We start from the raw sequence: 26,039 nt of genomic DNA, 5'->3' as shown, positions 1-26,039 counted from the left end.
GTCACCTGCGGGCGAACGACGCGAGGTACGCGGCGGTCGGAGTGCCGACGCCGGTGGTGGTGTCGTAGCCCGGAGTCGTGGTCAGTGAAGTGTCCAGGTTGGCCGTGCGCAGCGTCGTCACGAGACCTTGGCTCGCGTCGAAGGAATTCGAGAAGTCGACGCGCACCACGGCCGGGTTCCGGTTGGTGCCCAACGGGTTGCCGTTCGGGTCGCGGAACAGCAGGCTGCGGTACTTCTGGTAGATCAACGGGTTGGCGAAGCCGAGCGGTTTGCCGGTGAGCTGTTGCGCCAGCGCCTGGATGCCGGCGATCACCGGTGCGGCCAGCGAGGTCCCGCCGATGCGGTGTTCGTTGTACTGCGCGGTGCCGTCGGGGAACAGTTGGGTGTCACCCGTGATGAAGCCGGTCGTGGGGTCACCGACGGCGGCGATGTCCGGCGAGACCCGGACCGGGGTGGCCGAACCGTCCGGATGGGACAGTGCGTCGGGGACAATGCTGCGCTGGTAAGCCGGTTGCGGAGTGCCGGGGACGGCGCCACCGCCGGTGCCGTTGATGAAGCCACTGGGCGGGGAGGCCCAGGTCGAGCCGTCGGCACTCAGCGCCGTGCTGTGCGAACCCCAGCCCGTTTCCCACAGTTCGTGGTCGCCGGCGCCGATGGCGAGCGTGGTGCCGCCGACCGCGGTGACCCACGGGTCGCGCGCGGGGAAGTCGACCTCGCCGGTGTGGGTGCCGTCGAGCCGGAAGTCGCCGAGGTCGCCGTTGTCACCGGACGCCGAGTAGAAGCCGATGCCCTGCACGGCGCCGAGCTGCAGCAGGTTGTCCACAGTGGTCTGCTGGGCCGGGGTGACGGGATCGACCGCGTACCAGGAGTTCGACACGATGTCCGCGAGGTGGTGGTCGACCACCGTCGCGATCGAGTCGTAGAAGTCCTCGCTGTGGCAGGACGCGGAGCTGACGACGGCGATGGCGTGCACGGCCTCGGTGTCCAGCGTCTGCTCGCCGAACTGGCCGCCGGGGTCGCAGATGTCGAGGTTGGTGTAGGCCGCCGGAGTCACCTGCCGGACCTGGTCGGGACGGTAGGCGGCGTCGCCGTTGCGGGCGGTGTACTGGGAGAGGTCCGGGAGCAGCGTGGGTGAGGCGTAGGCGGTGATGACGGCGATTTTCACGCCGGCGCCGGTCATTCCCGGAGTCGCGCCGTAGGCGCTGCGCAGCTGCCGGCCGTTGTAACCGCGCACGGCGTACGGCACCTTGGCGCCGTCGACCGCGGGGAGGGTCGTCGCGACGTTCTCGCCGTAGTAGTCCGACAACGGGCCGGAGTTGCGGAAGACCGGTTCGGGTTTGGCGTCGGTGGGCAGCACGGTGTCGGTGATGACCGGGGCCGGCGCACTGTCGACGGCGGACGGGTTCGCCGGCAGGGTGCTGCCGGGTGTCGACGGGGCGGCCCGCCGCGGGGTGTTGTCGAGTCCGGTGACAGCCAGGATGTCGTGGGCCATCGGGGCGGGGACCGAAGGCGTCTCTCCGGCGGAGCGATAGGTGTTGCCCTGCCTGGTGTAGCTCTTCAGCTTGACCGCGAACGCGGTGTCCACAGCCGACGCCGGGCCTTCGAACGTGACGTAGTTCTGCGTCCGGGCGGTGACGTGCAGGTCGTTCGAGGTCAGCCAGCCGGTGACCCGGTCGGCTTGTTGTGTCGTGGGGCCGAAGCGCTGCAGGGCTTGCGTGGCCGAGAGGTAGTGGCCGTAGTTGTTCGAGTCCGGATCGGACACGTCCGCGGCATAGGCCGCCAGGCCTTCGGGATCGCGGCCGGCGAGGTAGACGCGGCCGGACACGGCGGTGGCCGGGCCGACGTTCTTGCCTGCGGACACGGGGGTCACGACGTCCGAGGCAACCGGATCACGGGTGGTGGTGGTGGTGGCGGACGCGCTCGGCGCCGAACCCAGCAGCAGGGTCAGGGTGAGCGCCGCACTCAGCGGACTGATCATGAGGCGAGCCTAAGCCGCACCACACTGTCCTCGTGGCCACTCGATCGTGGCCACGACGGCACTTTCACCGCAGCGGTAAGGAATTCGAAAGATCTCAGGTGAGCATGTGCATCCCGCCGAAGAACGCGACGGCGAGGACACCCACGGCGAACCCGACGAACAGCGCGGCCCCGAGCCCGGGCCGCAGCCGCGTGCCCGCGTAGGCCAGGCCCAGCGTGAGGATCAGCCACGAGCCGATGAGGGCCACGCCGCTCATCATGGACTCGGCGAAGATGGCGGCAACCCGGGCGCCGGCCGCGACGAACAGGGCGAACCCCGCCGCCGCGGCCGGGATGATCCAGGACTTGCGGCTCAGGTGCGGCGTGTGGGCGGTTTCCGGTGACCTTTGCATGACAACGCTCCTTGGCTGGATGACCACTGTTCGTAGTGTGCCCCGCGTCACCGCGAAGATCCCTTACCGTCGCCTAACGCCGCGTCTGCCTAGTGCTCGCGCAGGTAGCGCATCATGCCGATCACGTCCTCGGGCACGAGCCGCCCGATCGCGCCGCTGGAGTAGACGCTCACCAGCACCTTGCCCGCCGGGTCGAGCAGGAAGCCCGTGGACTGGACGTAGCGCGGGTCCTCGTTCACGAACGCCCCGGTTGCGTCGTGGAGCGCGCGGGCGTCGGCACTGTGGCCGACCGGGAAGGTGAGCTTGTGCTTGGCGACCAGGTCCTTTGTGGTCGCTTCGTCGTCGACGGACAGCGCGACGACCTTGACGTCGAGCTCCGCCAACGTGTCGGCGGCGCGCTGGAACGCCCGCAGCTGGGCGTTGCAGTACGGGCACCAGCTGCCGCGGTAGAACAGGACCACGGCGAAGTGCCCGGCCAGCTCGGCGGGCAGCGGGTGGACGGTGCCGTCCACAGTGGTCAGTGACAGGTCGGGGAAGGTGTCTCCGGGGTGGAGCAGGGGCATGACGAGACCCTTTCTGGTGGGGTTTCTGGCGTCGAGAACAGCCGCGGCGCGGCTTTCGTCTCCCGCCGACGTTGCCGATAGACGCCGCACACTGGTTTGCGTCGCGCGGCGCCGGTTCTTACCCGGTTCGCCCGAGATTTTCCGCGGGGCCGGTTCACCACGTGGGCGTACAAGTTCGAGGTGTCCGCGACGCTGGTGCTCAACGCGGTGCCGCTCGACGCGCTCGTGGCCGAGCTCGGCACCAATCGCAACGCGATCTACAAAACCCTCTTCGACGCCCGGCGCAAGCTGCGCCCGGCTCGTCGCCGAGGGCTACCTGGACGAGCTGGGAGGGCGAGCGTGAGCGACCTGAGCGCGTTGGAGCGTTTCCTCGACACCGATCCGCGTGACGGCGGGTGCGCGGAGGCGATGGAGCTGCTGCACGTATACGCCGAGCTGCTCCAGCGGGGCGAGGACGCGGGCCGGTTCCACCCGCGCATCGCCGTGCACTTGCGTTCGTGCGGGCCGTGCGAGGAAGACCTCGAGGGCTTGCTCCTGGCCATTGAGGCCGGTACCGGTTAGGGGTTCGTAATGACCGAGGTGGCCCTGGAGTAGGTAGCTTCGGGGACGTGATGTTCCGACGTTGTGCCATTGCTGCCGGTGCGTTGCTCCTCGCCGCCTGCGGCGCTGCTCCGGCCGCTCCGGTCGCGCCGCCGTTCGTATTTCCGCAGGACTCGGCCGGCGTCGCGACGTGGACGCCGTGGCCCTCGGCGTTGCACGATGCCCGGCATTCGGGCGCCTCGGCGGAGTCGGGACCGACGCACGGCACCATCCGCTGGCAACGCCGTCTCGAGGGCGCCACGACCCCCGGCCCGGTGGTCGGCGCGGACGGCACGGTCTACCTCGCCTCGAACGGTGGCGTTCTCCACGCCCTCGGCCCGGTCGACGGGCACGACAAGTGGACCTACGACACGAAGAACCCCGTGGGCGGTGATCTGTCGATCTCACCCCTCGTCCTCCGCGACGGCACGATCCTCTTGCCCAGCGGTGAGGACCTGATCGCGTTGTCCCCAATCGGGCGTCTACTGTGGACGAGGGAGTTTTCGTCCCGGGTGACGTCCCCGGTTTCCTTCGACGGGAGCCGGGTCTACGTCGGGACCGGCGACGGCACGGTGTCCGCAGTGGACACCTCGGCCGGCCACATCGTCTGGACCGTCGACACCGGAACGACTTCCTACGGATCGGTGGTCACCGACGGCCACGGCCGCGTCTACACCACCGCCGACTCGTCGTTGATCGCCCTCGACGACCTGGGCGCCTCCGCCCGCGTCGCGTGGCGCGTGGACCCCCACGACGACATCACCGAGGTCTCCGCGGGCCTCGCCCCGGACGGCACCGTGCTGCTGGGCACCAACGGCCGCGCCGAATGGGCCTACCACCCGGACGGGAAACTCGCCTGGCAGGCGTCGCGGGTGATCACGTACTCCTCACCCGTGGTCACGGCCACGGGCCTGGCCTACGTCGCCGACCACAGTGGACAGGTCCACGTCTTCGACGTCCACACCGGACGCGAGACCACCCACTACGGCCCCATCGGCGCCCAAATCTGGAGCTCGACCATCGTCGACCGCACCTACCACCTCTACTTCGGCGGCGAGAACGGCCACGCCTACGGGTACAACCCCGACGGCACCCGCCTGTTCGACATCGACCTCGGTGGCAAAGTGGACAGCTACCCGGCCCTCACGGGAGACGGCGCGCTGGTGATCGGCAGCCGCAACGGCCTGGTCACCGCCATCGACTGACCAGGCTCAGGCCGGATACCGGAGTTCGATCTCGGCCAGCTTGCGGTCCACGACCTGTTGCGCGGCCGTCCTGGGGGAGACTGCCTGGGTCTCGGACCGGGCGAGCAGGTCGGTGACGATCCGGTCCATCGCCTCGCGGACCTTGGCGTCGGCCTGCTGCGCGTCCGCGTCGAGGTCGCCGAACAGGGTCCACCACCACCAGGCGTTGGTGGCCGAGTTGGCCGCGAAATCGGGAATCACGGTGACGCCGCGGGAGGCGAGTGCGGCCTCGGCCGCGGCCGTGGTCGGCATGTTGGCCGCCTCGACGACGACGCGCGCGGTGACGCGGTGCTGGTTCGTCTCGTCGAGGCAGTAGGAAACCGCTGCCGGGACAAGGACGTCGCACTCGACGTCGAGCCAGGAGCCCGGCGGGAGCTCGCGGTCGGCCGGGCGCAGTTGCGTGCGGTCCAGGCCGCCCAGTGGGTCGCGGCTGAGCAGGAGACGTTCGACGTCGAGACCCTCGGGATTCGCCACGACGCCGTCGGCGTCCGCGATGCCCACGACGAGGACGCCGGCCCGGGCCAGGTAGCGCGCGGTCGCGCCGCCCATCGAACCGAAGCCCTGTACGACGGCCCGACGCGGCGCGGCCTGCAGACCGAGCCGGTCCATCGCCGTGAGCGCGGCCTGCGCGACGCCCAGCCCGCCGACGAGCTCAGGCAACGCGACTCCGTCGACGGCGATCGAAAACGCCTTCGCCAGCCGGGCGCGCGCCTCGTCGGCGTTGTCCAGCAAGGGATAGACGGCCTGCACGGAACTGTCCATGCCGAGCTCCGCCACGACCTCGTCGATCGTCTCCTGCCGCACGCCCAGGTCCTCCCCGGTGGTCCAGTGGCGTTCGACGATCGCGCGCACCGCCGCCAGGAACCGCGTGAGCACGCCGCGGGCTTCGGGATCGTGCGGGCTGCAGTCGAGGCCGCCCTTGGCGCCGCCGAGCGGGATGTAGCGGGCGCCGGGTTCGTAGTGCAGGGCTTCTTTGCGGGTCATGCCCGCCGCGAGGCCACGTACCTCGTCGAGCGTGCAACCTTCGCGCATGCGCAACCCGCCGCTCGCGACACCGCGGACCAGGCGGTCGACGACCACGAACCCGCGCCGGCCTGTCTCGGCGTCGGTCCAGGTGATCGAGAGGTGTGGCTCCCGCGCTGTCATGCGTGCCCCGTTCGTCTTCGCCCGCTACTGAATCACCATGCAGTAGCCGGCGAACGATTGTCAACGGGCGTCGTCGGCGAGACCCAGCTCGTGCGCGACGTGCCGGCGGGCCCACTCCTGCATCCGTTCCCGGTTCTGCACCCCGCCGTGCACCAAGGCTTGCACGGCGAGGCCGTCGAGGAACGCGGTGATCCGCCACGCCGCGCCACGCGGGTCGGGCGCGGTGAACTCGCCGGCGTGCGCGCCGTCCTGGATGATCGTGACCAGCGCTTCCTTCCAGCGCAGGTCCAGCTCGCGGCCGACCTGCCGGAGCTCGGGTTCTCGCAATGCCGCCGACCAGCCCTCGATCCACAGGCGCCAGCCCTTCGCCTGCCCGGTCGGCGCGTACCACTCCAGAGCGGTGCGCAGGCGTTCGGACGCGGTGGCCACGCCTTCGATCAGTTGCGCCAGCTTTTCGAGATCGCGTTGCGCAGCCCAGGTGAAGGCCTCCGCGATCAGCGCTTCCTTGTTCTTGAAGTGGTAGAGCACGAGCGATGTGCTCACCGACAGGTCAGCCGCGACGTCGGCCATTCGCACGGCGTGGATCCCGGCCTGCTCGATGTGGCGGACGGTGGCGCGCAGGATCTCGTCCCGGCGCACGGTGGTGTCTTTCCGGCTGCGGCTCACGGGGGCGAGTTTATCCTGAGTTGCGAGTCAGTAGTGGCCTACAGGACACCGGCGCGCAGCGCGAAGGCCACCGCCTGCGTGCGGTTGCGGAGGTTGAACCGGCCGATGATCGAGGCCAGGTCCTTCTTCACTGTGCTCTCCGAGTAGACGAGAGTTTTGGCGATCTCGCGCGTCTCGACGCCTTCGGCGAGCATGCGGAGGATCTCGACTTCGCGGGTGGACAGTCCGGGGCCGGTGTAGCCCAGGGGTTCCAGGACGTTGCGTTGCAGGCCGCGGATTTGGGCGACGAGGTTGCCGAGCAGGTGGGGCGACAGGACGGCGGAGCCGTTGACGCTCGAGAGGACCGCGTCGGCGAGGTCGGCGCTGGTGGTCGTGGTGCGGTCGAGGACGGCGACGACGCCGTGGCTGACGAGGGAGAGCAGGGAGTGCTCGCGCACGTCGGCGGTGAGCAGGACGATGGGAGCGGCGAGGACGGCCGCGGCATGGACGCGGCGCATCGTGGCCGTGGAGAAGCGGTAGTCGGCGACGAGTGTGACGTCGGGGGGCGGCTCATCGCCCGAAGTGCGCGGGGCTTCGACGCCCAGGATCTTGCGGATCGCTTCGGTCGTCAGTGGGTCGGGGCCGAAGACCGTGACCGTGACTTCGGTGAGCGACCGGCGCGGCCTGGCCGCGACGGGTGAACAGGACGTCACGCCGAATCCCTCCTCCGGTGCCGTTCTCCCACCGAAGATACTGAGCGATTTCGCCGGAAACCGGTTTCGCAGGAGTTCGGTCACATGAGAAATCCGGTGGTCGAACCAAGATGAGGCGAATGGGTTCCTCAGCGCTGGAGAGCGTGCGCCGCGAGCACGTGGGCGACGGCTTCGGTGACCTGGCGCGCGAAGGGGATGTTGAGCCACTCGTCAGGCACGTGCATGTTCGACTCGGCGCCGACCGCGCCCGTGACGAGGAAAGCCGCGTCCGGGTAGGCCTGTCCGAGCATCTGCATGAACGGGATCCCACCGCCCAGGCCCATGAACTGGTGCGGGGCTTCGAAAACACCGGATTCGAGCGCGGCGGACAACCACGCCGGCGGCTCGGGGGCGCACCAGCCGTCCTGGGCCATCACGTCGGTGAGGGTCGCGGAAGCGCCGAACGGCACGTCGGTGGTGGCCACCCGTTCGAGCGCGGCCGCCGCGTCGGCCGCGTTGACGGTGGGCGGCAGGCGGAAGCTGAGCCGCAGCGACGTCGAGGCCCGCAGGACCGCACCGGCTTCCGCCACGTCCGGCAGGCCGGCCGCGCCGGTGACCGACAACGTCGGGCGCCAGGTGTTGTTGAGGATGCGCTCGGCCTCGTCCCCGGCGGCCGGCCGGCCGCCGGGGACCAGGGAAAGCGGGTGCAGCGTCGACAGTGGACGCAGCTCGGCCAGCCGCTGCGCGTCCGCCACGCGTTCGGGCGGGATCGGCGCGTTCAGTTCCGGCAGCAGGATCCGGCCGGTGGCGGGATCTTCGAGCCGGTCGAGCAACAGCCGCAGGATGCGGAACGAGCTCGGGACGACACCGCTGGCGATCCCCGAGTGCACGGCTTCTTGAAGCACAGCGACGGTGAGCGTGGCCTGGAGGATCCCGCGCAGGCTCCGCGTGACCCACAGCCGTTCGAAGTCACCGCCGCCGGAGTCCAAACAGGTCACGAGGCTGACGCGGCCGAGCCGGTCCGCCAGGTGGTCGAGGTAGTCCGGCAGGCCGGGGCTGCCCGACTCCTCGCCCGCCTCCAGCGCGAGAACCACGCGGCAGTGCTCGCCGCCGCCGGCCCGGACCGCGGTGACGGCGGTGAGGGCCGCGTAGGCCGCGTAACCGTCGTCCACCGCGCCGCGCCCGTAGAGCCGGTCTCCGCGCAGCACCGGTTGCCACGGGCCGAGTCCTTCGGACCAGCCGTCGAACGGTGGCTGCTTGTCGAGGTGCCCGTAGAGCAGGGCCGTGCCCTCGCCCGACGCTCCCGGCGTGGCGGGGATTTCCGCGAACAACAGTGGTGGCACGCCGTCGAGCTCCACGACGTCGACGGTGCTGCCCGCCGGCGCGTTCGCCTCGAGCCAGCCGCGGACGTGCTCGACCGCGCGGCGCAGGTGCCCGCGTTCGCGCCATTGCGCGTCGTACGCGGGGGAGACCGCGGGGATCGCCACGAACTCCGCGAGGCTCGGCAGCACCCGGTCCTCCCAAGCAACCTCGACCTGGTGTCGCACCTGTTCGATTTCCACCAGTCCGCCTCACTCCTCGGTGACTACCCGATCATCGAATCACAAGACGCCGGCGCGCAGGGCGAACGCGACGGCCTGGACGCGGTTGCGGAGCTTGTAGCGGGTGGTGAGACTGTGCAGGACGTGCTTGATCGTGCTCTCCGAATACGTCAGCTTCCGGGCGATCTCGGCGGTTTCCGCTCCGTCGGCCAGGAGCCGCAGCACCTCGACCTCACGCTCGGTGAGGCCGGCGCTGTTCACGCCCAGGGGCCCGAGCGTTTCGCGCTGCATCCGCCGCACCAGGCCGATGAGCGTCCCCAGCAGGTCCTGCGGCATCACGCTGTGCTGGTGCGCGGCGGCCGACACCGCGGCCGCGAGCTCGGCGCCGTCGGCGGATTTGCTGTCCACGATGGCCACGACCCCGTGCTCGATCAACGTGAGCAGCGCGGCTTCCTCGACGCCGGCGGTGAGCAGTACGACCGCGACACCCGAGGGCTGCAGGGCCCGCAGCTGCGCCACGGCCGCGGCGTTCACGTGCGGTGTCGAGAAGACGAGGACGTCGGGACGCGCGCCGGGGCGCGTCCGCACGAGGCCGGCGTGGCTTTCGAGGACCAGCCGCAGGCCCGTGGCACTGAGGGTGTCCGTGGCTTCCACCCGGACCGAAACCTGCTGGGCGACCCGCGGCCGGAGCGCGACGGGGTGGGATCCCGGGACGGGGGGCCGGGGCCGGACCGCAACGTGTTCCATGGTGCTCTTTCCTTGCCTGTCTCGTCAGCCGGAGCCGGTGCGGGGACGCGGGCGTGCTTCTGGTGCTCCTCCAGCATGCCTCGGGCGCGTGGGCGCGGCATTGACGAAAGCTTTATCGCGCACGGCGATCACCCGCGCACGGTCGGTGTCATTCGTTCTTCGGTGGCCCAACGTCGAAAAGACTCATGCGACGACACCGTCGCGGCGGCCGGGGACGATCTACGCTCGTCCGGCGGACAGCAGTGAACCGCAACTCGTCCGCCGGCGAAAGGTGTGGCACCGAAATGGCCGAAGTGGACCCCGAGGTCGAGTACACCGTCACCCACCAGTGGGTGCGGCGGCTGCCGGACGAATCCGCGCGCATCGGCGTCAGCGACTTCGCGCAGGAGGAGCTGGGCGACATCATCTCCGTGTCCCTGCCGTCGGTCGGCGCCGAGGTCGTGGCGGGCGAGCCGTTCGGCGAGGTCGAGTCGACGAAGAGCGTGGCCGAGGTCTACGCGCCGGTGTCCGGTGTGGTCACCGCGGTCAACGGCCTGCTCGCCGACAGCCCGGAGGTCGTCAACGACGACCCTTACGGTGACGGCTGGCTCGTCACCGTCGACGTGCGGGCCGGGGAGTCGAAGCTGCTGGGCGCGCAGGACTACCGGACCTTCACCGAGGGCTGAGCCAGCCGGGCGAGGCAGGCGTAGGTCGCTTCGACCAGCGCCATCTTGCGGGGGTCGTCGCGCGGGTGGGGGCCCATCCGGTTCATCACGTACCCGAAGCCGACGCCGCTCTCCGGGTCGGCGAACCCCGTCGAGCCGCCGAACCCGTCGTGGCCGAAGGCGCGGGGGTTGGGGCCGAAGCTGCGCTGGTCGCTGCCGAGCGTGAAGCCGAGGCCGAACTCGTTGTCCAGCCCCATGACCAGGTCGCGGCAGCGGCCCTGGCCGGTGCGGCCGAGCTCGATGGTCTCGTACCGCAGGAGCCGTTCCGAACCGTCGGCGAGGGCGCCGTAGATCGTGGCGAGGCCGTGGGCCGTGCCGTGCCCGTTCGCCGCCGGCACCTCGGCGACGCGCCAGCGGGTGAGGTTCGCCGTGCGGCCAAGGGGAAGCGGGTTGGCGAGCGCCGCCAGCGTCGCGCGGTCCGGTGCGACCGTCCTTTCCGGACCGGCGCCCGGTTCGACCATCGTGGAGCAGCGGACGAGGTCGTCGCGGATCACTCCGATGTGGACGTCCACATTGAGTGGTAACGCCACGTTGGCGCGGAAGAACTCGCCGGCGGTCTGCCCGGTGATCCGGCGGATCACCTCGCCGACGAGGAAACCGTAGGACAGCGCGTGATATCCGCTGGCCGAACCGGGCTCGAACAACGGTTCCTGAGCGGACAGGAGCAGGGTCATCTTCGTCCAGTCGAGCAGGTCGTCGATCTGCAGCGGGTGCTCGGGCGCGACCCCGGTGACCCCGGAGCGGTGCGAAAGCAGCCACCGGACGGGGATGCCGGCCTTGCCCGCGGCGGCGAACTCGGGCCAGTAGCGGGCGACCGGCGCGTCGAGGTCGAGGTCGCCGCTTTCCACGAGCTGCAAGGCACACAGTGCGACCAGGCCTTTGGTGCTCGACCACAGGTTGGTCAGCGTCGGGCGCCGCCACGGAGCCCGGCGCTCCTCGTCCGCCCAGCCACCCCACAGGTCGACCACGGTCCGGCCGCGCGCCACGACGGTGACGGCCGCGCCCAGCTCGCTCCGCTCGGCGAAGTTCTGCTGGAAAGCCTGGGCCACCGGCTCGAAACCTTCGGCGGTCTCACCGTGGACGGGTGCGGGGGATGAGAGCGGCATCGGGCTTTCCTTAGGTCGAGGCGAGATCGCCGGACGCATTGGTGGCGGCCCGGCGAAGCCGATTCTCTCCGGCCGTGCGGCGGGAAACCGCGAAGTTGGCCGGAAAGGCGGGAAACGTCGCCCGCGCGATCACGGGATCTTCCGCAGGAGTTCGTCGAGTGCGCGCCGGGCCTGCTGCCCGTCGTGCTCGCGGTGTTGCTGGTGGTAGAGCTCCACCGCTTGGCGCAGGCTCTTCACCGCGAGGTCGTGGCGGCCCAGCTTCTCGTAGGCCGCGCCGAGCGTGAGCAGGGTGTCCGGGATGGAGAACATCTCGTCCCCGAACAGCGCCAGCGCCTCCTCGAGGTAGGCGATGGCCCCGTCCAGGTTCCCGAGGCCGAGGTGGATGGTGCCGAGAGTGTCCAAAAGGGCCGGACGGATATTGTTCATGTGGGCCTCGTCGGCCAGCGCGAGGGCCTTTTCCGAGATTTCCAGGGCACTCTCGTACTGGCGCTCCAGCTGCAACGCCCAGGCCAGGTGGTTGCCGACCCACGCCCGGATCGCCGGCGGCAGCCCGGTGGCCAGCCGCCACGCGTCCGTGCTCAGCTCGACGGCCTCGGCGGTCCGCTGCGCCCGCACGGAGATCTCGGACCACGCGTTGAGGCTGAGCACGCGCTGCGACACGTCCCCGAGTTCCTCGGCGATGGTCAGCGCCACCTCGACGTGCTGGACGGCTTCCTCGTGCCGGCCGGTGCGGGTGAGGGCCTGCGCGATCACGCGGTGGGCCAGGCATTCGGAGCTGCGTTCCCCGAGGAGCTGGGCGGCGGCCAGCCCGTCGCGCCAGACGCCGATGGCGTGGTGCGCGTCGCCCTGGGTGGCGTAGAGCGAACTGCTGCCCCATGCCAGCTGCCACACGATCTTGTGCCACTCGCGCTCTTTCGCCACCGACCGGACGGCGCCGATGTTCTCGGCCTCCGTGTTCACCCACCGCTTGGCTTCGGTGCTGTCGCGCAGCGGCACGGGGGTGCACCCCGCGGGCAGCGGCACGGGGGTGATGGGCGGACGTCCGGCATCGGCGAGAGTGACCGCGTGAACCAAGGTGTGGAGGTAAAAGCACGTGAGACGGTGGAGTGCGGACGTGATTTGTTCGTTGTCACGCGAAAGCTGTGCGAGTTCTCGCGCGTACGCACGAACCAGGTCGTGGAGGCGGAAGCGGCCCGGCTCGTGTTGCTGAACCAACGAAGCGCGTTCGAGAACTCGCAGCGCGGTCCGTGTCGCCGCATAGGTCTTGCCCGCGAGCGACGCGGCGGCGTCGAGCGAGATGTCCGGGCCGGGGACGAGACCGAGGAGCGTGAACAGTTCCGCGGGCTCGCCCGCGAGCGCCGCCAGTGACGTCCGCAGCACGGCCCGGATGCTGAGGTCGGTGCCGATCTCCAGCGCGTTGAGGGTGGAGCCGGAGTCGACGAGCTCGTCGGCCAGCGCGGTGAGCGCGAACTCGGGGTGCTCCTGCGCCCGGCCGACGACGATGCTCAGCGCGAGCGGCAGGCCCCCGCAAGCGTCGGCGAGCCGGGTGACGGCGGCGGGTTCCGCCGCTGTTCGCGACGGCCCCAGCCGCGAGACGAGGAGCTGCCGGGCCGCGGCGCCGTCGAGGACGTCGAGGGAGATGAGGTCGGCGTGGTGGCTCGAGACCAAAGTGGTCAGCCGGTTGCGGCTCGTGACCACCACCGGACACTGCGGGGTGCCCGGCAGCAGCGGCGTGACCTGGTCGGCGTCGAGCGCGTTGTCGATGACCACCAGTAGGCGTTTGTCCGCCACCAGGCTGCGGTAGAGACCGGTCATCGCGGCGAGGTCCTGCGGGACGGTCGCCGGCTTCAGCCCGAGCGCGGAGAGGAACGCGCGCACGGCGGTCTCCGGCGGCACCCGGTCTCCGGACGGCGCGAACCCACGCAGGTCCACGAACAGCTGCCCGTCGGGGTACCGGCCGGCGTGGTCGTGCGCCCAGCGCAGCGCGAGACAGGTCTTGCCGACCCCGCCGGGGCCGACGATCACCGACACCGGAGCGTCCGCCAGCGCTTCGAGCTCCCGGTCGCGCCCGGTGAACGCGCGGGGCGGCGCGGGCAGCTGCCGCGGAACCGGCGGTGGCAGGCCGGGATCGTCGTCGGCGGAGCCGGGACGCGCGGGTCGATCGTCCACAGTGGCCTCGTCACGCAGGATCGCCTGGTACGCGGACCTCAGCGCGGGTCCGGGATCCACCCCGAGCTCCTCGGCCAGCAGCGTCTTCACCTTCTGGAAGTGCCGCAGCGCGTCGGCCTGGCGGCCGGTGCGGTGCAACGCGACCATGAGCTGGCCGGCGAGCCGTTCGTCGTACGGGTGGTGCTCGGCCCGGCTGGTGAGCGTCGGCAGCACCTGCGCGTGGCGGCCGAGTTCGAGCTGCAGGTCCGTTCTGGCGAGCAGAACTTCCTCGCGTTCGGCCAGCAACGCCGTGCGGAACTCCCGCAGCCACGGGCTGTCCAGCCCCGCGAATGGTTCGCCCCGCCACAGGTCCAGCGCTTCGTCGTAGAACCCGACCTTCTCCTCGGCGTCCTCCGTGCGGCGGGCGCGACAGACCAGCCGCCGGAACCGGTGCACGTCGACGTGGTCGGGCTCGACGTCGAGCACATAACCGTGGCCCCGGCGCACGATCTGGTGTTCACCCGCCAGCGCCGTGCGCAGCCGGGTGAAGTAGCTGTGCACCATGCCCCGCGCGCTGCCCGGTGCTTCGTCGCCCCACACGCGGACCACGAGGTCGTCGAGCGAGACCGGCTGACCGGCCTCGAGCAACAGCGACACCAGGATGCCGCGCGGCCCCGCCGGACCGATCGGCTGGGGCTCCTCGCCCCGAACCACCTCGACGTTGCCCAGGAGCCGGAAGCCGAGAGACATCTGAGACCACCTCTGACCCGCTCCGCGCGAACATTCGCCACATCTTAAGCACGGCCGCCGAATGTCTCGCCCGACAGGTAACCGCAGCCCGCATTCTAGTGTCCTGCGTCAGAAATTCGTCGGCAGAAGTTGGCGAGTGACTCGAGGATCTCAGCGGCGGTCTTGGTCCAGATGAAAGGCCTGGGGTTGTCGTTCCATTCCTTGATCCACGAGCGGATGTCAGCTTCGAGGTTCTGGACGTTCTTGTGGACACCGCGCCTGATCTGCTGATCGGCAAGGAAACCGAACCACCGCTCAACCTGATTGATCCAGGAGGAACCGGTCGGAGTGAAGTGCATGTGAAAACGAGGGTGCCGTTCCAGCCACGCCCGAATCGCTGGTGTTTTGTGGGTGCCGTAGTTGTCGCAGATCAGATGGATCTGCAGATGAGCGGGGACCTGCTTGTCGATCTTGGCGAGGAACTTCTTGAACTCCGCAGCCCGATGCCGGCGGTGCAGGGCGCTGACGACCTCGCCGGTGGCGACGTCGAACGCCGCGAACAGCGTGGTCAGACCGTTACGAACGTAGTCATGAGTACGACGCTCAGGCATACCGGGCATCATCGGAAGCACCGGCTGGGACCGATCCAAAGCCTGGATCTGGGACTTCTCGTCAACAGAAAGCACGATCGCACCGTCGGGCGGATTGAAATACAACCCGACAACGTCGTGCACTTTCTCCACGAACAACGGATCGGTCGACAGCTTGAAGGTGTCGGTCAGGTGCGGCTTGAGCTGAAACTTCCGCCAAATCCGGCCGACGGTCGACTTGGACAAGCCACTGTGCTGCGCCATCGACGCACGCGACCAGTGCGTAGCGTCCTTCGGGATTTCCTCCAGAGTCGCCACCACCACCGCTTCCACGTCCTCGACCCCGATCACCGGCGGACGACCGGGCCGAGGTTCATCGACCAACCCGTCGAGACGGTGTGCCAGGAATCGTCGACGCCACTTGCGGACCATGTCCGGCGACACGCCGAGATCCTTCGCCACACCCACAACCGGAGGCACACCGTCCTGGGCGCACGCCAGCACAATCCGAGAGCGTGCAGCCAAAGCCTGCGCCGAATTTCGCCGCCGCACCCAGCGTTCCAGCGTGGACCGCTCCTCATCGGTGAGCAGCACCGGCTCAAGCTTCGGCCCCCGACGTCCCGCGACACCATCAGACATGCCATCAGAGTCTAAATGACGACGAATTAACGACGCAGGACACTAGTTCCGCGCCGCCGACGAATTCGGATCCGGAATTCTTATCATTCGATTAAGGAATGGGCCGCGTCGTGCCGCACGTGTTCGGGCGTGGCGGCTACATTCGCCAGGACGACTCGCGAAAGGAGCCCCGACATGGCCGCAAGAGCCCGGACTGTGGGCTTCACCGGCATCTGCCTGGGGTACTTCGCGATCATCCTCGACGGCAGCGTGCTCAACATCGCGGTGCCCGCGCTGCGCGACGACCTCAAGACGTCCCTGGCCTCGGTCCAGTGGGTGATCAACGCGTACACGCTCTGCCTCGCCGCGCTGCTGCTCACGGCGGGAGCCCTGGGTGACCGCTGGGGCCTGCGCCGGTGTTTCCTCTGGGGCACCACGATCTTCACCGCCGCTTCGCTGGCCTGCTCGCTCGCGCCGTCGGTGCACGTCCTCATCGCGGCCCGCGTGGTCCAGGGCGTGGGTGCGGCGGCGCTGCTGCCGGCGACGCTCGCGCTGATCCGCACGCTGTTCTCCGACGACGGCGAACGCGCCCGCGCCACGGCCATCTGGGTGTCCACCGGCGCGATCTCCACCGCGGTGGGACCGATGGTCGGCGGGCTGCTGATCGACGCGTTCGGCTGGCGCAGCATCTTCCTGATCAACCTGCCCATCGGCGTCGCCGCGATCCTGCTGGCGCGGGCCGGGATCACGGAGGCGCCGCGGCACGAGCGCAAGGTCGACCACGCCGGGCAGCTCACGGCGGTGGCCGCGCTCGGGCTGATCACCGCGGGCGTGATCGTGAGCGGCAGCGCCGGCTGGAGCTCCCCGCTCAGCCTCGGCCTGCTGGCCGGCGGCCTCCTGTCCGCCGCCGCGTTCTGGCTGGTCGAACGCCGGGTCGCGCAGCCGATGCTGCCGAGAGGGTTCTTCTCGGTCCGGGTGCGCTCGGTCGCGGTGGCGAGCGCGGCGTTCATGGGGTTCCTCTTCTACGGCACGCTTTTCGTGATGTCGCTGTACTTCCAGCAGGTCCGCGGGTGGTCGGCGGGCGAGGCCGGGATCGCGCTCCTGCCGCTCACGGTCGGGTCGACGATCGGCTCGCTCGTGCTTTACCGGCCGCTGTCCCGGCGGTTCGGCAACCCCGTGGCGCTGCTGACCGGCTTCGCCTGCTGCGCGTCCGGCGTCGCCGTGCTGCTGATCTTCACCGGGGCAACGGCGTACGTGCCGGTCGCGGCCGGCCTGCTGCTGGTCGGGGTGTCGAGCACGATCGCGTTCTCCGCGCTCACGTCGCTGCTGGTGCCGAGCGTGCCGGTGCACCAGTCGGGTGTCGCGTCCGGTGTGCAGAACACGAGCCGGCAGTCGGGCGCGCTGATGTCGGTGTCGGTGCTGGGCGCGATCCTGAACACGGCGGCGTTCACGGCGCGGCTGCCGATCGCGTTGAGCGTCCTCGCCGCGGTGGTCGTGCTCGCGCTGGTCTCGGCCGGGTTCGCGACGCGGCCCGCCCGCTGAACCGTTGTCCGTTCGAGCAACGAAATCGGCCCGTGCGATCAAGATCGGCGTGGGCCGGTTCACCCGGCGGGGCCGCCGGGTAGCCAGGAGCCGACTCGGACGAAGGGAAGTTCTCATGTCGGCTGGCACTCGGTGGCACGTGGTCCCGCGAACCGCGGGGCTGTGCGTGCTCTGGCTCCTCATCGGCCTCGCGCTGGCAGTTCAGGCCGTGCTGGTGCTCAGCACGAGCACGGTCGGCCGGCCCGCGCTGGAAGTCGTCGTGGCCGTGCTGGGCGTGATCCTGATGGGGTGCTCGATCGCGGGGCTGGTGTCCCCGCGCCTGCGCGGCCGGTGAGCTACTGGTCGAGCACGACGTCGGTCACCGGCCGGGCGCAGCAGACGAGGATCCGTCCGGCCGGGGGCAGTTCGAGCGGCGCCGGGTCGTACGTCGTCGTCCCGGCGAGCAGCGGGGTGTCGCAGGTGTGGCAGACGCCGCTGCGGCAGGCCCAGCGCGTGGGCACCGCACAAGCTTCGGCCAGCTCCAGCAGGGTTTTCGCGTCGTCGCGCCACCGGACCGTGAGGCCGCTGCGGGCGAAGGTGACGTCGGGACCGGTTCCGGGCGGGCCGTCCGGCTGGTGCGGTGCGACGGTGCCGGCTCCGCGAACGCCGGGGTTGATCGCGGTGAGGGCGCCGAAGAGTTCCGTGTGGACGTCGGCGCAAACCAGGGCTTCGCGGACGTCGTCCATGAAGCCCTGCGGGCCGCAGACGTACGCGGTCGCGTCGGCCGGCAGGGCGAGTTCCTTCAGCGTCCGGCCGGTCACACGCCGTCCGTCGGCGCCGGATTCCGGCCGGGTGTGGAAGAAGTGCGCGTGACTCTTCGGCAGTTTTGCGAGCAGTCCGCGGACTTCGAGCTCGAACGCCTGGTCCGCCGCGTTCCGGGCCGTCTGGATCCACCAGACCTCGCGCTCGGGTTCCTCGGCGGCGAGCTGGTGCAGCATCGCCAGGACCGGGGTGACGCCGACGCCGGCGGACAGCAGCACGACCGGGCCGGAACCCGGCTCCAGCACGAAGTCGCCGCGCGGCGCCGCCACGTCGAGGGTGTCGCCGGCCTTCAGCACGTCGTGCACGTACGTGCTCGCGGCGCCGTCGCGCTTCACGCTGATGCGGTAGCCCTCGATCGTCGAGAGCGAATAGCTGCGGACCAGCGGAGTTCCGTCGGCGCGGGGCAGCCGGACGGTGAGGTACTGACCGGGCCGCGCGGCCGGGAGGGTTTCGCCGGGCGCGTCGAGGTACACGGACGTGATGGTCGCGCTCTCACGTACGAGCTTCGCCACGGTGAGCGGCCGGAACCCGGTCCAGCCCGGACCCGAGGGCTTCTCGGCCGGGCAGAGCAGGTCCCGGAACGACTGGCGCCAGCCGGGGCTGAGCGCGGGGATGTCGACGGCGGATTCGAGGGCTTCGGTGGTGCGGTTCGGGGTGTAGAGCAGGGCGTCGACATCGGCGACGGTCATCTCGTGCGGCCCGCGCCGCGTCCGCACGATCTCGTCGCCGGACCGCACGTGGCCCTCTTTGAGCACCCGGAAGTAGAACCCCGGCCGCCCGTGGGACACGAGCAGCGACGGCAGCTCCGGCTCGTTCAGGCGCATGCCGACGCGGAAGCACGTGACCCGCGGCTGCGTCACCTCGAACTCCGCCTCGCCGATGCGGTAGCGGTCGCCGACGCAGACCTCGTCGTCGGGCAGGCCGGTGACGGTGAAGTTCTCGCCGAACTGCCCGAACTCGTAGCTGTCGTGCCCGAAGTACGCCTGCCAGTACTCGATCGATTCCAGCTGGTAGACGAAAACTGCCCGCTGCTCGCCGCCGTGGCCGTACGGGTCGCCTTGCTCGTCGCCGTCGACGTTGAGCCTCCGCACCATCCGGGGACCGCTGACCGCGCTCTTCCAGATGCCGGTGTGGACGATCCTGCCGTTCCACTCGACGTCCTTGGGCATTCCCACGTTGACCGACACCAGCGTTGGCACTCGGGCTCCTTCCTCGATGGCGCCAAACTACTGCGGGACGCGTTTTCCCCGGAGCGGGGAAATGGTCACGTCACATGAAATTTCTGGAGGATCTTGTTAGATTTTCCGAATGACAACGCTGCGCGCCCTGGAATGTCTGGTCGCCCTCGTGGAAGAGGGTTCGGTGACGCGTGCCGCGGCCTCGTTGCAGATGTCGCAGCCCGCGCTCTCGCACCAGCTCGCCTCGCTCGAACGCGAGATAGGTACCCCGATGGTGCAGAAGATGGGCCGCGGCGTGCGGGTGACCGCGGCGGGCCACGCGGTCGCGGAAGAGGCGCGGGTGGCGTTGAAGGCGTCCGAACGCGCGGTGCGCGTGGGCCGCCAGATCGGCTCCGGAGGCGCGGGCCGGCTGCGGATCGCCTGCGCGGAGACGATGACGGCATGGCTGCTCGTGCCGGTGCTGCGGCACTGGCGGGCGCGCCGGTCCGAAGTGCTCATCGAGCTCAGCGAGCACACGAGTTCCGACCGGATGGTGGATCTCGTGGCCTCGGGCGAGGTCGACGTCGCCGTGGGGCCGCGGCCGTCCGAGACCGCTGAGCACCTCGAGGTGCTCGGCGAGGAGGAGGTGGTGGTCGTCGCGCCGGCGGGCCACCCGTTCGCCGAACGCCTGTCGGTGCCGTTCGCGGATCTCGCGGCGGAGCCGTTCGTCCACTTCGTGAGCGACAACGGGTTGTCCGTGTGGCTCGACCAGCTCGCCGCGGAACACGGCGTGGTGCTGGATCCCGTGCTGCGGACCAGGAGCCCGCGCACGGCCGCGCAGCTCGCGGCCGCGGGAATGGGCGTGACGATCGTGCCCGTCTCGGCGTTGCCGGCTCGCCCGCCGGGTGTGGTGCGGCGGCTGGATCCTTTGGTGGAGCGGGAGATCGTGGTGGTGGTCGCGTCGCCGTCGGACTCGCTGGTCGAGCTGTTCGTGGGCGATCTGCGTCGGCGTGGGTTGCCGGGTGGCCGCCCCTCACGCGCAAACTGAGAGTGTGACGGAATTCTTTCGGTCTCGGCGACGCGGGTTTCGCACCGCCTGACGCGGCTACCTTGGCGGTCGACCTGGTTGTCGACCGGGAACGCGAGGTGGGTTCGCGGGCGCGGACCGACACCGGACTCTCTTCTCCCGCAAGGATTCTCACGGCTTCGTGTGGTCCGGCGCGCGTTCCCCCGAACACGGAAGAAGCGCGTACGTGGATCAGCTGCAGGCTTATGTACTCGACGTCGACGGGACCGACATCCAAGCGGAGGGCGCGCGGCTGCGCGAAGGCGGCTCGGCGGTGGCGGTGGAGCTGCCGGGCGGAGTCCGCGCCTGGGCGGTCGGCCACGCCGGCACGCTGAAGTCCCTCCTGACCGACAGCAGAGTGTCCAAGGACCCGCGCCAGCACTGGGCCGCGTGGAAGGAAGACCGCATCGCCGCCGACTGGCCGCTGCGGCTCTGGGTGTCGGTGCAGAACATGTTCACCGCCTACGGAAGCGACCACCGGCGGCTGCGCTCGCTGGTCGCGTCGGGCTTCACCGCGAAGCGGACAATGGAGCTCAAGCCGTGGGTCGAACGCATCACGGCGACGCTGCTCGACGAGGTGGCCTCGCTGGGCCGCACGAACGGTGTCGTCGACATGCGAGCGGCCTTCGCGTATCAGCTGCCCGTGGAGGTCATCTGCCGGCTGTTCGGTGTGGACGACTCGCAGCGCGCCGGCCTGCGCAAGGTGGTGGACACCGTCTTCGACACGACGACCACCCCCGAAGCCGCGCAGGCCAATGCCGAGGACATGTACCGGATCCTCACGGGCCTGGCCGAGCAGAAGCGCGCGCAGCCCGGCGACGACGTGACGAGCGCGATCATCCAGGCCGACTCCGACCGCTTCGGCCGGCTCACCGACGCCGAGGTCGTCGACACACTCATTCTCATGTTGACCGCCGGGCACGAGACGACCGTGAACCTGCTGGACCAGGCCGTGACGGCGATGCTCACGCACCCGGAGCAGCTCGCGCTCGTGCGGTCCGGCGAACGCACGTGGAGCGACGTCGTCGAGGAAACCCTGCGGTGGCAAGCTCCCGTGGCGTACCTGCCGCTGCGGTACGCGGTGGCGGACATCGACCTGGGTGACGTCGTGATCCCCGAGGGGGACGCGATCCTCGCCGCGTACGCCGCGGCCGGGCGTGACGAGGCGGAGTACGGCGAGACCGCGGGCGAGTTCGACATCACGCGCGGGGTGAAGCAGCACCTGGCGTTCGGGCACGGGATCCACCACTGCCTCGGTGCCCCACTGGCGCGGCTCGAGGCGACGACGGCGTTGCGGATGTTGTTCGAGCGGTTCCCGGACCTGGCGTTCGCGGAGCCGTCGACGCGGTTGGTGCCGATGAGCTCGTTCCTGTCCAACGGTCACGCGGAGCTGCCGGTGCGGCTGGGGCGCGACGCGTCTGTCTGATCTCGGCAGTGGTGGCCTCGATTCCGAGCGGAATCGAGGCCACCGTGGTGTTCTTTTGGCTCAGGTCAGGGGTTCGCCGCCGTCGACGCGCAGGGTCACGCCGGTCAGGAACGGGTTCGTCATCGCGAACAGCACGGCCGACGCGATGTCGTCGACGGTACCGATGCGCCGGGCCGGGTTGTGCGTGCGGAAGTGCTCGAAGTAGGCGGCTTTGCCTTCTTCGCCCATGGCGTCCCAGATGCCGGTGTCGATGACGCCCGGGGAGATCGCGTTCACGCGGATCGGCGCGAGCTCCAGCGACAGCGAGCGGGTGAGGAAGTCGGCCGCGCCGTTGGTGATGGCGACGCCGAGGAAGCCGACCGCGGGCTTGAACGCGGCCACACCGGAGAAAAGTGTGAAGGAACCGCCTTCGGCGAGGTGTGGGGCGAAGTGCTTGGCCAGCATGACGGGCCCGATGACCTTGGTGTCGAACGAGCGGCGCAGCGCGTCGCGGTCCAGTTCTTCGAGGCGGCCGCGGGCTCGCGACGACGCCGTGGTGACGAGGTGGTCGACCGAGCCCAGGCGTTCGGCCAGTGCGGTGATGGACGCGTCGACGGTGACGTCGACCTCTTCGGCGCGGATGCCTTCGTCGTCGTAGGCCTGCTCCAGTTTGGCCTTGTCGCGGCCCGCGACCACGACCTGGGCGCCCTCGGCACGCGCGGCGAGCGTGACCGCCCGGGCGATGCCGCTCGGTCGTCCGATGACCAGAACCGTGCGATTCTCCAGCGCTGTCTCCACGACCGTCCCTCCCGTGCTCCTCTGTGGACTCTTCCACCGTACGGTCCCGGCGCGTCCGGGAGTCATCGATGTTATGGCAGGTCAGGTGAGGTTTTGCGCATGGATCTCTTTCAACCATTAGGTGAGTTGCCGGTCGTCGACCTTGATCGAATGAGTGGCTGAAAGTACGGGTCTTGCGTCGCGGTGACTAATGGGTATAACGTCATCGTATACGTTAGTCAGGCGGCGGGCAGGACGAGGAAGGACACGGCGGCCGGAGCCCGGCAAAAGCCGCGCGAAACATTCGCCGGCTCTCGCTCACGGGCAGAAAACTTTCATGGAGCGGGCCGTGCCCCCGGCCTACGCTTCCTCGCGGGACTGTTCAAAGGAGACACATTCATGTCCGAATCCCTCAGGGGACGCAAGGTTCTCGTCGTCGGCCGCGGCAGTGGCATCGCCCGGGCCGTGGTGCTCGCGGTGCGCGCCGCCGGCGCGGAGGTCGTCGTCGCGGGTCGCGACGAGGAGAAGCTCAAGGGCGCGTACGACGATCCGGGTATCTCGGTCGAAACGGTCGACCTGACCGACGAGGCCAGCGTGGCCGCGCTCGCCGAGCGCCTCGGGCAGGTCGACCACGTCGTGTCCACGGCGTCGGCTCGCGCCCGTGGCCTGGTCGGCGACCTCGCGCTGGGCACGATCGCGCTTTCGTTCGAGACCAAGGTCATCGGGCCGATCCTGTTGGCGAAGCACCTTGTCCCGAAGATGCCGGCCGACGGCTCGATGGTGATCTTCTCCGGCGCGACGGCCCGCAAGCCGTCGATCGGGATGCTGGCCGTCGCCGCCACCAACGGTGCGGTCGACTCGCTCACCAAGGCGCTGGCGGTGGAGCTCGCGCCGATCCGCGTCAACGCCGTCTCGCCGGGCACGATCGACACGGGCGCGTACGACGCGCTCGGCGACGAGAAGAAGGCCGCGCTCTTCGCGCAGCGTTCGGCGAGCAACCCCGCACGGCGGATCGGGACGTCGGAGGACATCGCCGACGCCGTGATCTTCGCGCTGACCAACGGGTTCGTGACCGGGGTGTCGCTGGGCGTCGACGGTGGCGAGCCGCTGGTGTGACACTGTCCTCAGTGGACAGAAGTTGAACGTGCGCAACTCGGGTTACCACGAGGCGGCCTGGCGCGTGTCGGACACCGATCCGTGCGGGAGAACGCCGGCCTGGCTCCGGTCGCGTCGAGGGGAACGAAACGATGAAGGGAGGTTCGTAATGCCACTACCGTGGTTGCTCGCTGCGCAGCCGGAGGTGTTCCGGGGCAAGTTCCTCGTGCCCGACGCGTTGCCGGATCGCCTGTCGTACCGCGAACCCTTGCGGCGCAGGCTGCGGGTGCGGTTCGCGGGGGAGTGGATCGCGGACAGTGAGGACGCGATTCTCCTGCACACGCCGGGGCGGTTCCCCGTCGCGTACTTCCCGGCTACGGACGTTCGAGTGGAGCTCCTGGAGTTCCGGCAGCGGACGACGCTGCACCCGGATCTCGGGAAGACGGCGTGGTTCGCCGTCCGCGTCGGGGACCGGGTTCACGAGGGCGCGGCCTGGCAGCACGTGCGTCCGCCGGCTCACGCCGCGGAGTTCGCGAACCTCGTCGCCTTCTCGTGGCGGGCGATGGACGGGTTCCAGGAGGAGGACGAGCCCGTCACCGCTCACGCGGCGGACCCGTACCACCGCATCGACGTGCGGAACGCCTCGCGTGAGGTCCTGGTCGAAATGGACGGACGGGTGGTCGCGAAGTCGCGCCGCTCGCGGGTGTTGTACGAATCGGACCGGGAGCCGCAGTGGTACTTGCCGCGTGCGGACGTCGACGAGACCGCGTTGTCCGAGGAGACCTTGCGAACTCGGTGTCCGTACAAGGGGGTTGCGACGTACTACGCCATCGGTGGTCGGTCCGGGGCCGCGTGGTCCTATGCGGACGCGCCGGCCGAGTCGGCGGCGGTCGCCGGGTTCGTCGCGTTCGACCCGAACAAGCTCGGGGTGTACGTCGACGGCAAGCGGCTGCACCACATGCTCGGCCGGGGCGGAGCGAAGGCGGGTCTCGATCGGGCGTTCGCTTCAGGACGTTGAGGCCGAGACGCTGAGGCCAGGAAGTTCAGGTCAGGAAGTTCGGGCCAGGACGTTGAGGTCAGGGCGCTGAGGCCGGAACGCCGTGGTCAGCGGCCCTCCGCGAACAGCCGTTCGCAGTGGTCGAGGAACGCCTGCGCGCGATGCGTGAGTGGACCCCCGGCCGGCCAGCCCATGATGACGGGCGTCGAGGGTGCCTTTTCGCACAACGGAAGTGCGATCACTGCCAAGCCTTCGTAGGAATACGACAGCGCGGGTTGCTGGACGGTCATCGAGTAGCCGAGACCACGGGCGACAAGCGACCGCGCGAGTTCGAAACTTCGCGCCCGGTGTGTCGGCACCATCGCCAGATGTGCGGACTCGAACACGGCGCGGAAGTAGCGCTCGCTCGGTGGCACGTCGAGCAGGATGAAGGGCTCGTCGGCCAGCTCCCCGAGCGACAGCGACTCACGGCCGGCCAGCCGGTGGTTGCCAGGCAGGAGGATCGCCGGCTGCTGGTCGTACAAGGTCCGGAAGGTGATCGCGGGGTAGACGTCCTGTTCGTAGAGGAACGCGATCTCACACCGCCCGTCGAGCAGGTGGTCCTGGATCTCGGGCAAGCTGCCTTCGACGAACCGCACCGAGACGTCCGGATGATCGTTTTCGAACGTCGCGATGGCGGCCGGCAAGTGGAACGGCGCGATCGGGCCGTAGCAGCCGACGACCAGCGTGCCGCTCACGTCCTGGCCCAGGCCCCGGGCTTCCACGCCGAGGTCGCTCATGGCCCCGACCACCCGCCGCGCGTCGGCGAGCACCTGCTTGCCGGCCGCGGTGAGCGAAGCACCACGCCGGGGTGAGCGGATCACCAGCCGCAGGCCCAGGGCGCGTTCCACCTCGGTGAGGGCCAGTGAAATGGCGGCCTGCGAGACGTGGCAGCGGGTGGCCGCGGTGGTGAGCGAACCCGTTTCGGCGACGGCGATCAGGTATTCGAGCTGCCGGATCGTCACGTTCGGCAGATTCATGAGCTCAGCATATAACTGGGCTCAGTTCTTCAAGTTGGACTCGGTATTCGCTGGTTGGCAGTGTGGCTGGGGTGACTCAGACGCGGAAGCACCGATACCCGTTCGTGCCGTATGCCCCGCAGCGGCTGCCCGTCGACCAGGGGTTGCGCCGAGGTGCCGAGTTCCACCGGCACCTGGATCGGCGGCGGTCGGTGCGCTGGTTCTCGCCCGACCCCGTGCCGGTCGAGGCGATCGAGCTCGCGGTGCGCGCGGCGAACACCGCACCCAGCGGCGCGCACCAGCAACCGTGGACGTTCGTCGCCACACAGGATGTGGTGGTGAAACACCAGATCCGGGTGGCCGCCGAACAGGAAGAGCAACGTTTCTACCGCGAGCGGGAGATCCCCGAGTGGCGCGCCGCGCTGGCACCGCTGGAAACGGACGAACACAAGGAGTTCCTGGAAGTCGCACCCTGGCTCGTGGTCGTGTTCGCGCAGAAACACCGGGTGTTGCCGAACGGACAGCTGCAGAAGACCTACTACGCGTCCGAGAGCGTCGGGATCGCTTGTGGTTTCTTCATCGCCGCACTGCACTCGATGGGGCTCACGACGTTGACACACACGCCGAACCCGATGGCGTTCCTCGGCCGGGTGCTGCACCGCCCGGCGACCGAGCGGCCGTACATTGTTTTCCCGGTGGGTTATCCGGCTGACGACTGCGAAGTCCCGGACCTCACCCGGAAATCGCTGTCCGAAGCGCTGGTGTTCGTCGGCGACTGAG

24 protein-coding genes are annotated in these 26,039 nt (G+C 69.7%); 10 read left to right on the top strand and 14 right to left on the bottom strand.

Going from position 1 to position 26,039, the window contains the following annotated elements; translation table 11 throughout:
- Position 1: 1 nt before the first annotated feature.
- The 3 genes from K1T34_RS06250 to K1T34_RS06240 all read right to left on the bottom strand — a co-directional run bounded on the left by K1T34_RS06250 (position 2) and on the right by K1T34_RS06240 (position 2,932).
- On the bottom strand, positions 2-1,978 hold the full coding sequence (locus tag K1T34_RS06250) for a protease pro-enzyme activation domain-containing protein (protein WP_220243335.1): 1,977 nt from the start codon (positions 1,976-1,978) through the stop codon (positions 2-4).
- Positions 1,979-2,072: 94 nt separating this feature from the next.
- Complete coding sequence (locus K1T34_RS06245) at positions 2,073-2,369, bottom strand: hypothetical protein (protein WP_255638351.1); 297 nt, start codon at positions 2,367-2,369, stop codon at positions 2,073-2,075.
- Between the two features lie 89 nt (positions 2,370-2,458).
- Complete coding sequence (locus tag K1T34_RS06240) at positions 2,459-2,932, bottom strand: peroxiredoxin family protein (protein WP_220243334.1); 474 nt, start codon at positions 2,930-2,932, stop codon at positions 2,459-2,461.
- A gap of 180 nt (positions 2,933-3,112) precedes the next feature.
- Here K1T34_RS06240 and K1T34_RS06235 point away from each other — a divergent pair, with 180 nt between their 5' ends.
- Together K1T34_RS06235 and K1T34_RS06230 are read left to right on the top strand one after the other, a co-directional pair.
- The gene (locus K1T34_RS06235; RefSeq protein ID WP_220243333.1) at positions 3,113-3,493 is read left to right on the top strand and encodes a hypothetical protein; all 381 of its coding nucleotides are present in this window, start codon (positions 3,113-3,115) and stop codon (positions 3,491-3,493) included.
- Between the two features lie 50 nt (positions 3,494-3,543).
- Positions 3,544-4,716 (top strand): PQQ-binding-like beta-propeller repeat protein, encoded by a 1,173-nt coding sequence (locus K1T34_RS06230; protein ID WP_255638735.1) that lies wholly within the window; start codon positions 3,544-3,546, stop codon positions 4,714-4,716.
- A 6-nt stretch (positions 4,717-4,722) separates the two neighbouring features.
- Here the strand turns inward: K1T34_RS06230 and K1T34_RS06225 are convergent, their stop codons facing one another.
- The 5 genes from K1T34_RS06225 to K1T34_RS06205 form a co-directional block, all read right to left on the bottom strand.
- Complete coding sequence (locus K1T34_RS06225) at positions 4,723-5,901, bottom strand: Glu/Leu/Phe/Val dehydrogenase dimerization domain-containing protein (protein WP_220243331.1); 1,179 nt, start codon at positions 5,899-5,901, stop codon at positions 4,723-4,725.
- Between the two features lie 60 nt (positions 5,902-5,961).
- On the bottom strand, positions 5,962-6,567 hold the full coding sequence (locus K1T34_RS06220) for a TetR/AcrR family transcriptional regulator (protein WP_220243330.1): 606 nt from the start codon (positions 6,565-6,567) through the stop codon (positions 5,962-5,964).
- Between the two features lie 38 nt (positions 6,568-6,605).
- Entirely contained in the window at positions 6,606-7,259 is a 654-nt protein-coding gene (locus tag K1T34_RS06215; protein WP_220243329.1) for a response regulator transcription factor, read from the bottom strand.
- Between the two features lie 128 nt (positions 7,260-7,387).
- Entirely contained in the window at positions 7,388-8,800 is a 1,413-nt protein-coding gene (locus K1T34_RS06210; protein ID WP_220243328.1) for a M20/M25/M40 family metallo-hydrolase, read from the bottom strand.
- Positions 8,801-8,839: 39 nt separating this feature from the next.
- On the bottom strand, positions 8,840-9,433 hold the full coding sequence (locus tag K1T34_RS06205; RefSeq protein ID WP_220243327.1) for a LuxR C-terminal-related transcriptional regulator: 594 nt from the start codon (positions 9,431-9,433) through the stop codon (positions 8,840-8,842).
- A 377-nt stretch (positions 9,434-9,810) separates the two neighbouring features.
- Here K1T34_RS06205 and gcvH point away from each other — a divergent pair, with 377 nt between their 5' ends.
- Complete coding sequence (gene gcvH / locus K1T34_RS06200) at positions 9,811-10,191, top strand: glycine cleavage system protein GcvH (RefSeq protein WP_255638350.1); 381 nt, start codon at positions 9,811-9,813, stop codon at positions 10,189-10,191.
- Here gcvH and K1T34_RS06195 read toward each other — a convergent pair.
- The 3 genes from K1T34_RS06195 to K1T34_RS06185 form a co-directional block, all read right to left on the bottom strand.
- Positions 10,167-11,336 (bottom strand): serine hydrolase domain-containing protein, encoded by a 1,170-nt coding sequence (locus tag K1T34_RS06195; RefSeq protein ID WP_220243326.1) that lies wholly within the window; start codon positions 11,334-11,336, stop codon positions 10,167-10,169. The two genes, gcvH and K1T34_RS06195, sit on opposite strands and share 25 nt — an antisense overlap.
- Before the next feature lie 129 nt (positions 11,337-11,465).
- The gene (locus tag K1T34_RS06190; protein ID WP_220243325.1) at positions 11,466-14,234 is read right to left on the bottom strand and encodes a BTAD domain-containing putative transcriptional regulator; all 2,769 of its coding nucleotides are present in this window, start codon (positions 14,232-14,234) and stop codon (positions 11,466-11,468) included.
- Between the two features lie 95 nt (positions 14,235-14,329).
- Positions 14,330-15,442 (bottom strand): IS630 family transposase, encoded by a 1,113-nt coding sequence (locus tag K1T34_RS06185; protein ID WP_220240188.1) that lies wholly within the window; start codon positions 15,440-15,442, stop codon positions 14,330-14,332.
- A 174-nt stretch (positions 15,443-15,616) separates the two neighbouring features.
- On the opposite strand from K1T34_RS06185, the gene K1T34_RS06180 reads away from it, so the two are divergent.
- A complete protein-coding gene (locus K1T34_RS06180) occupies positions 15,617-16,963 on the top strand; it encodes an MFS transporter (protein WP_220243324.1) in 1,347 nt (448 codons plus the stop codon).
- 115 nt (positions 16,964-17,078) lie between these two features.
- Entirely contained in the window at positions 17,079-17,297 is a 219-nt protein-coding gene (locus K1T34_RS06175; RefSeq protein WP_220243323.1) for a hypothetical protein, read from the top strand.
- Between the two features lies 1 nt (position 17,298).
- On the opposite strand, the gene K1T34_RS06170 is transcribed toward K1T34_RS06175, so the two are convergent.
- A complete protein-coding gene (locus tag K1T34_RS06170) occupies positions 17,299-18,963 on the bottom strand; it encodes an MOSC and FAD-binding oxidoreductase domain-containing protein (RefSeq protein ID WP_220243322.1) in 1,665 nt (554 codons plus the stop codon).
- A 109-nt stretch (positions 18,964-19,072) separates the two neighbouring features.
- Here K1T34_RS06170 and K1T34_RS06165 point away from each other — a divergent pair, with 109 nt between their 5' ends.
- A complete protein-coding gene (locus tag K1T34_RS06165) occupies positions 19,073-19,969 on the top strand; it encodes a LysR family transcriptional regulator (protein WP_220243321.1) in 897 nt (298 codons plus the stop codon).
- 205 nt (positions 19,970-20,174) lie between these two features.
- Complete coding sequence (locus K1T34_RS06160; protein ID WP_220243320.1) at positions 20,175-21,413, top strand: cytochrome P450; 1,239 nt, start codon at positions 20,175-20,177, stop codon at positions 21,411-21,413.
- 60 nt (positions 21,414-21,473) lie between these two features.
- Here K1T34_RS06160 and K1T34_RS06155 read toward each other — a convergent pair whose 3' ends face one another.
- Entirely contained in the window at positions 21,474-22,190 is a 717-nt protein-coding gene (locus K1T34_RS06155; protein WP_220243319.1) for an SDR family oxidoreductase, read from the bottom strand.
- A 378-nt stretch (positions 22,191-22,568) separates the two neighbouring features.
- Between K1T34_RS06155 and K1T34_RS06150 the strand changes: the two genes are divergently transcribed.
- Together K1T34_RS06150 and K1T34_RS06145 are read left to right on the top strand one after the other, a co-directional pair.
- Entirely contained in the window at positions 22,569-23,285 is a 717-nt protein-coding gene (locus K1T34_RS06150) for an SDR family oxidoreductase (RefSeq protein WP_220243318.1), read from the top strand.
- Positions 23,286-23,433: 148 nt separating this feature from the next.
- A complete protein-coding gene (locus K1T34_RS06145; RefSeq protein WP_220243317.1) occupies positions 23,434-24,282 on the top strand; it encodes a DUF427 domain-containing protein in 849 nt (282 codons plus the stop codon).
- Positions 24,283-24,368: 86 nt separating this feature from the next.
- On the opposite strand, the gene K1T34_RS06140 is transcribed toward K1T34_RS06145, so the two are convergent.
- A complete protein-coding gene (locus K1T34_RS06140) occupies positions 24,369-25,280 on the bottom strand; it encodes a LysR family transcriptional regulator (RefSeq protein ID WP_220243316.1) in 912 nt (303 codons plus the stop codon).
- Between the two features lie 62 nt (positions 25,281-25,342).
- On the opposite strand from K1T34_RS06140, the gene K1T34_RS06135 reads away from it, so the two are divergent.
- Positions 25,343-26,038: a nitroreductase family protein gene (locus tag K1T34_RS06135; protein ID WP_370643641.1), complete on the top strand. Its 696-nt coding sequence runs from the start codon at positions 25,343-25,345 to the stop codon at positions 26,036-26,038.
- The last annotated feature ends 1 nt before the right edge of the window (position 26,039 follow it).

It is taken from the genome of Amycolatopsis sp. DSM 110486 (assembly GCF_019468465.1).
Taxonomy (GTDB): domain Bacteria; phylum Actinomycetota; class Actinomycetes; order Mycobacteriales; family Pseudonocardiaceae; genus Amycolatopsis.
This window is presented reverse-complemented; position numbering and strand designations above follow the sequence as displayed.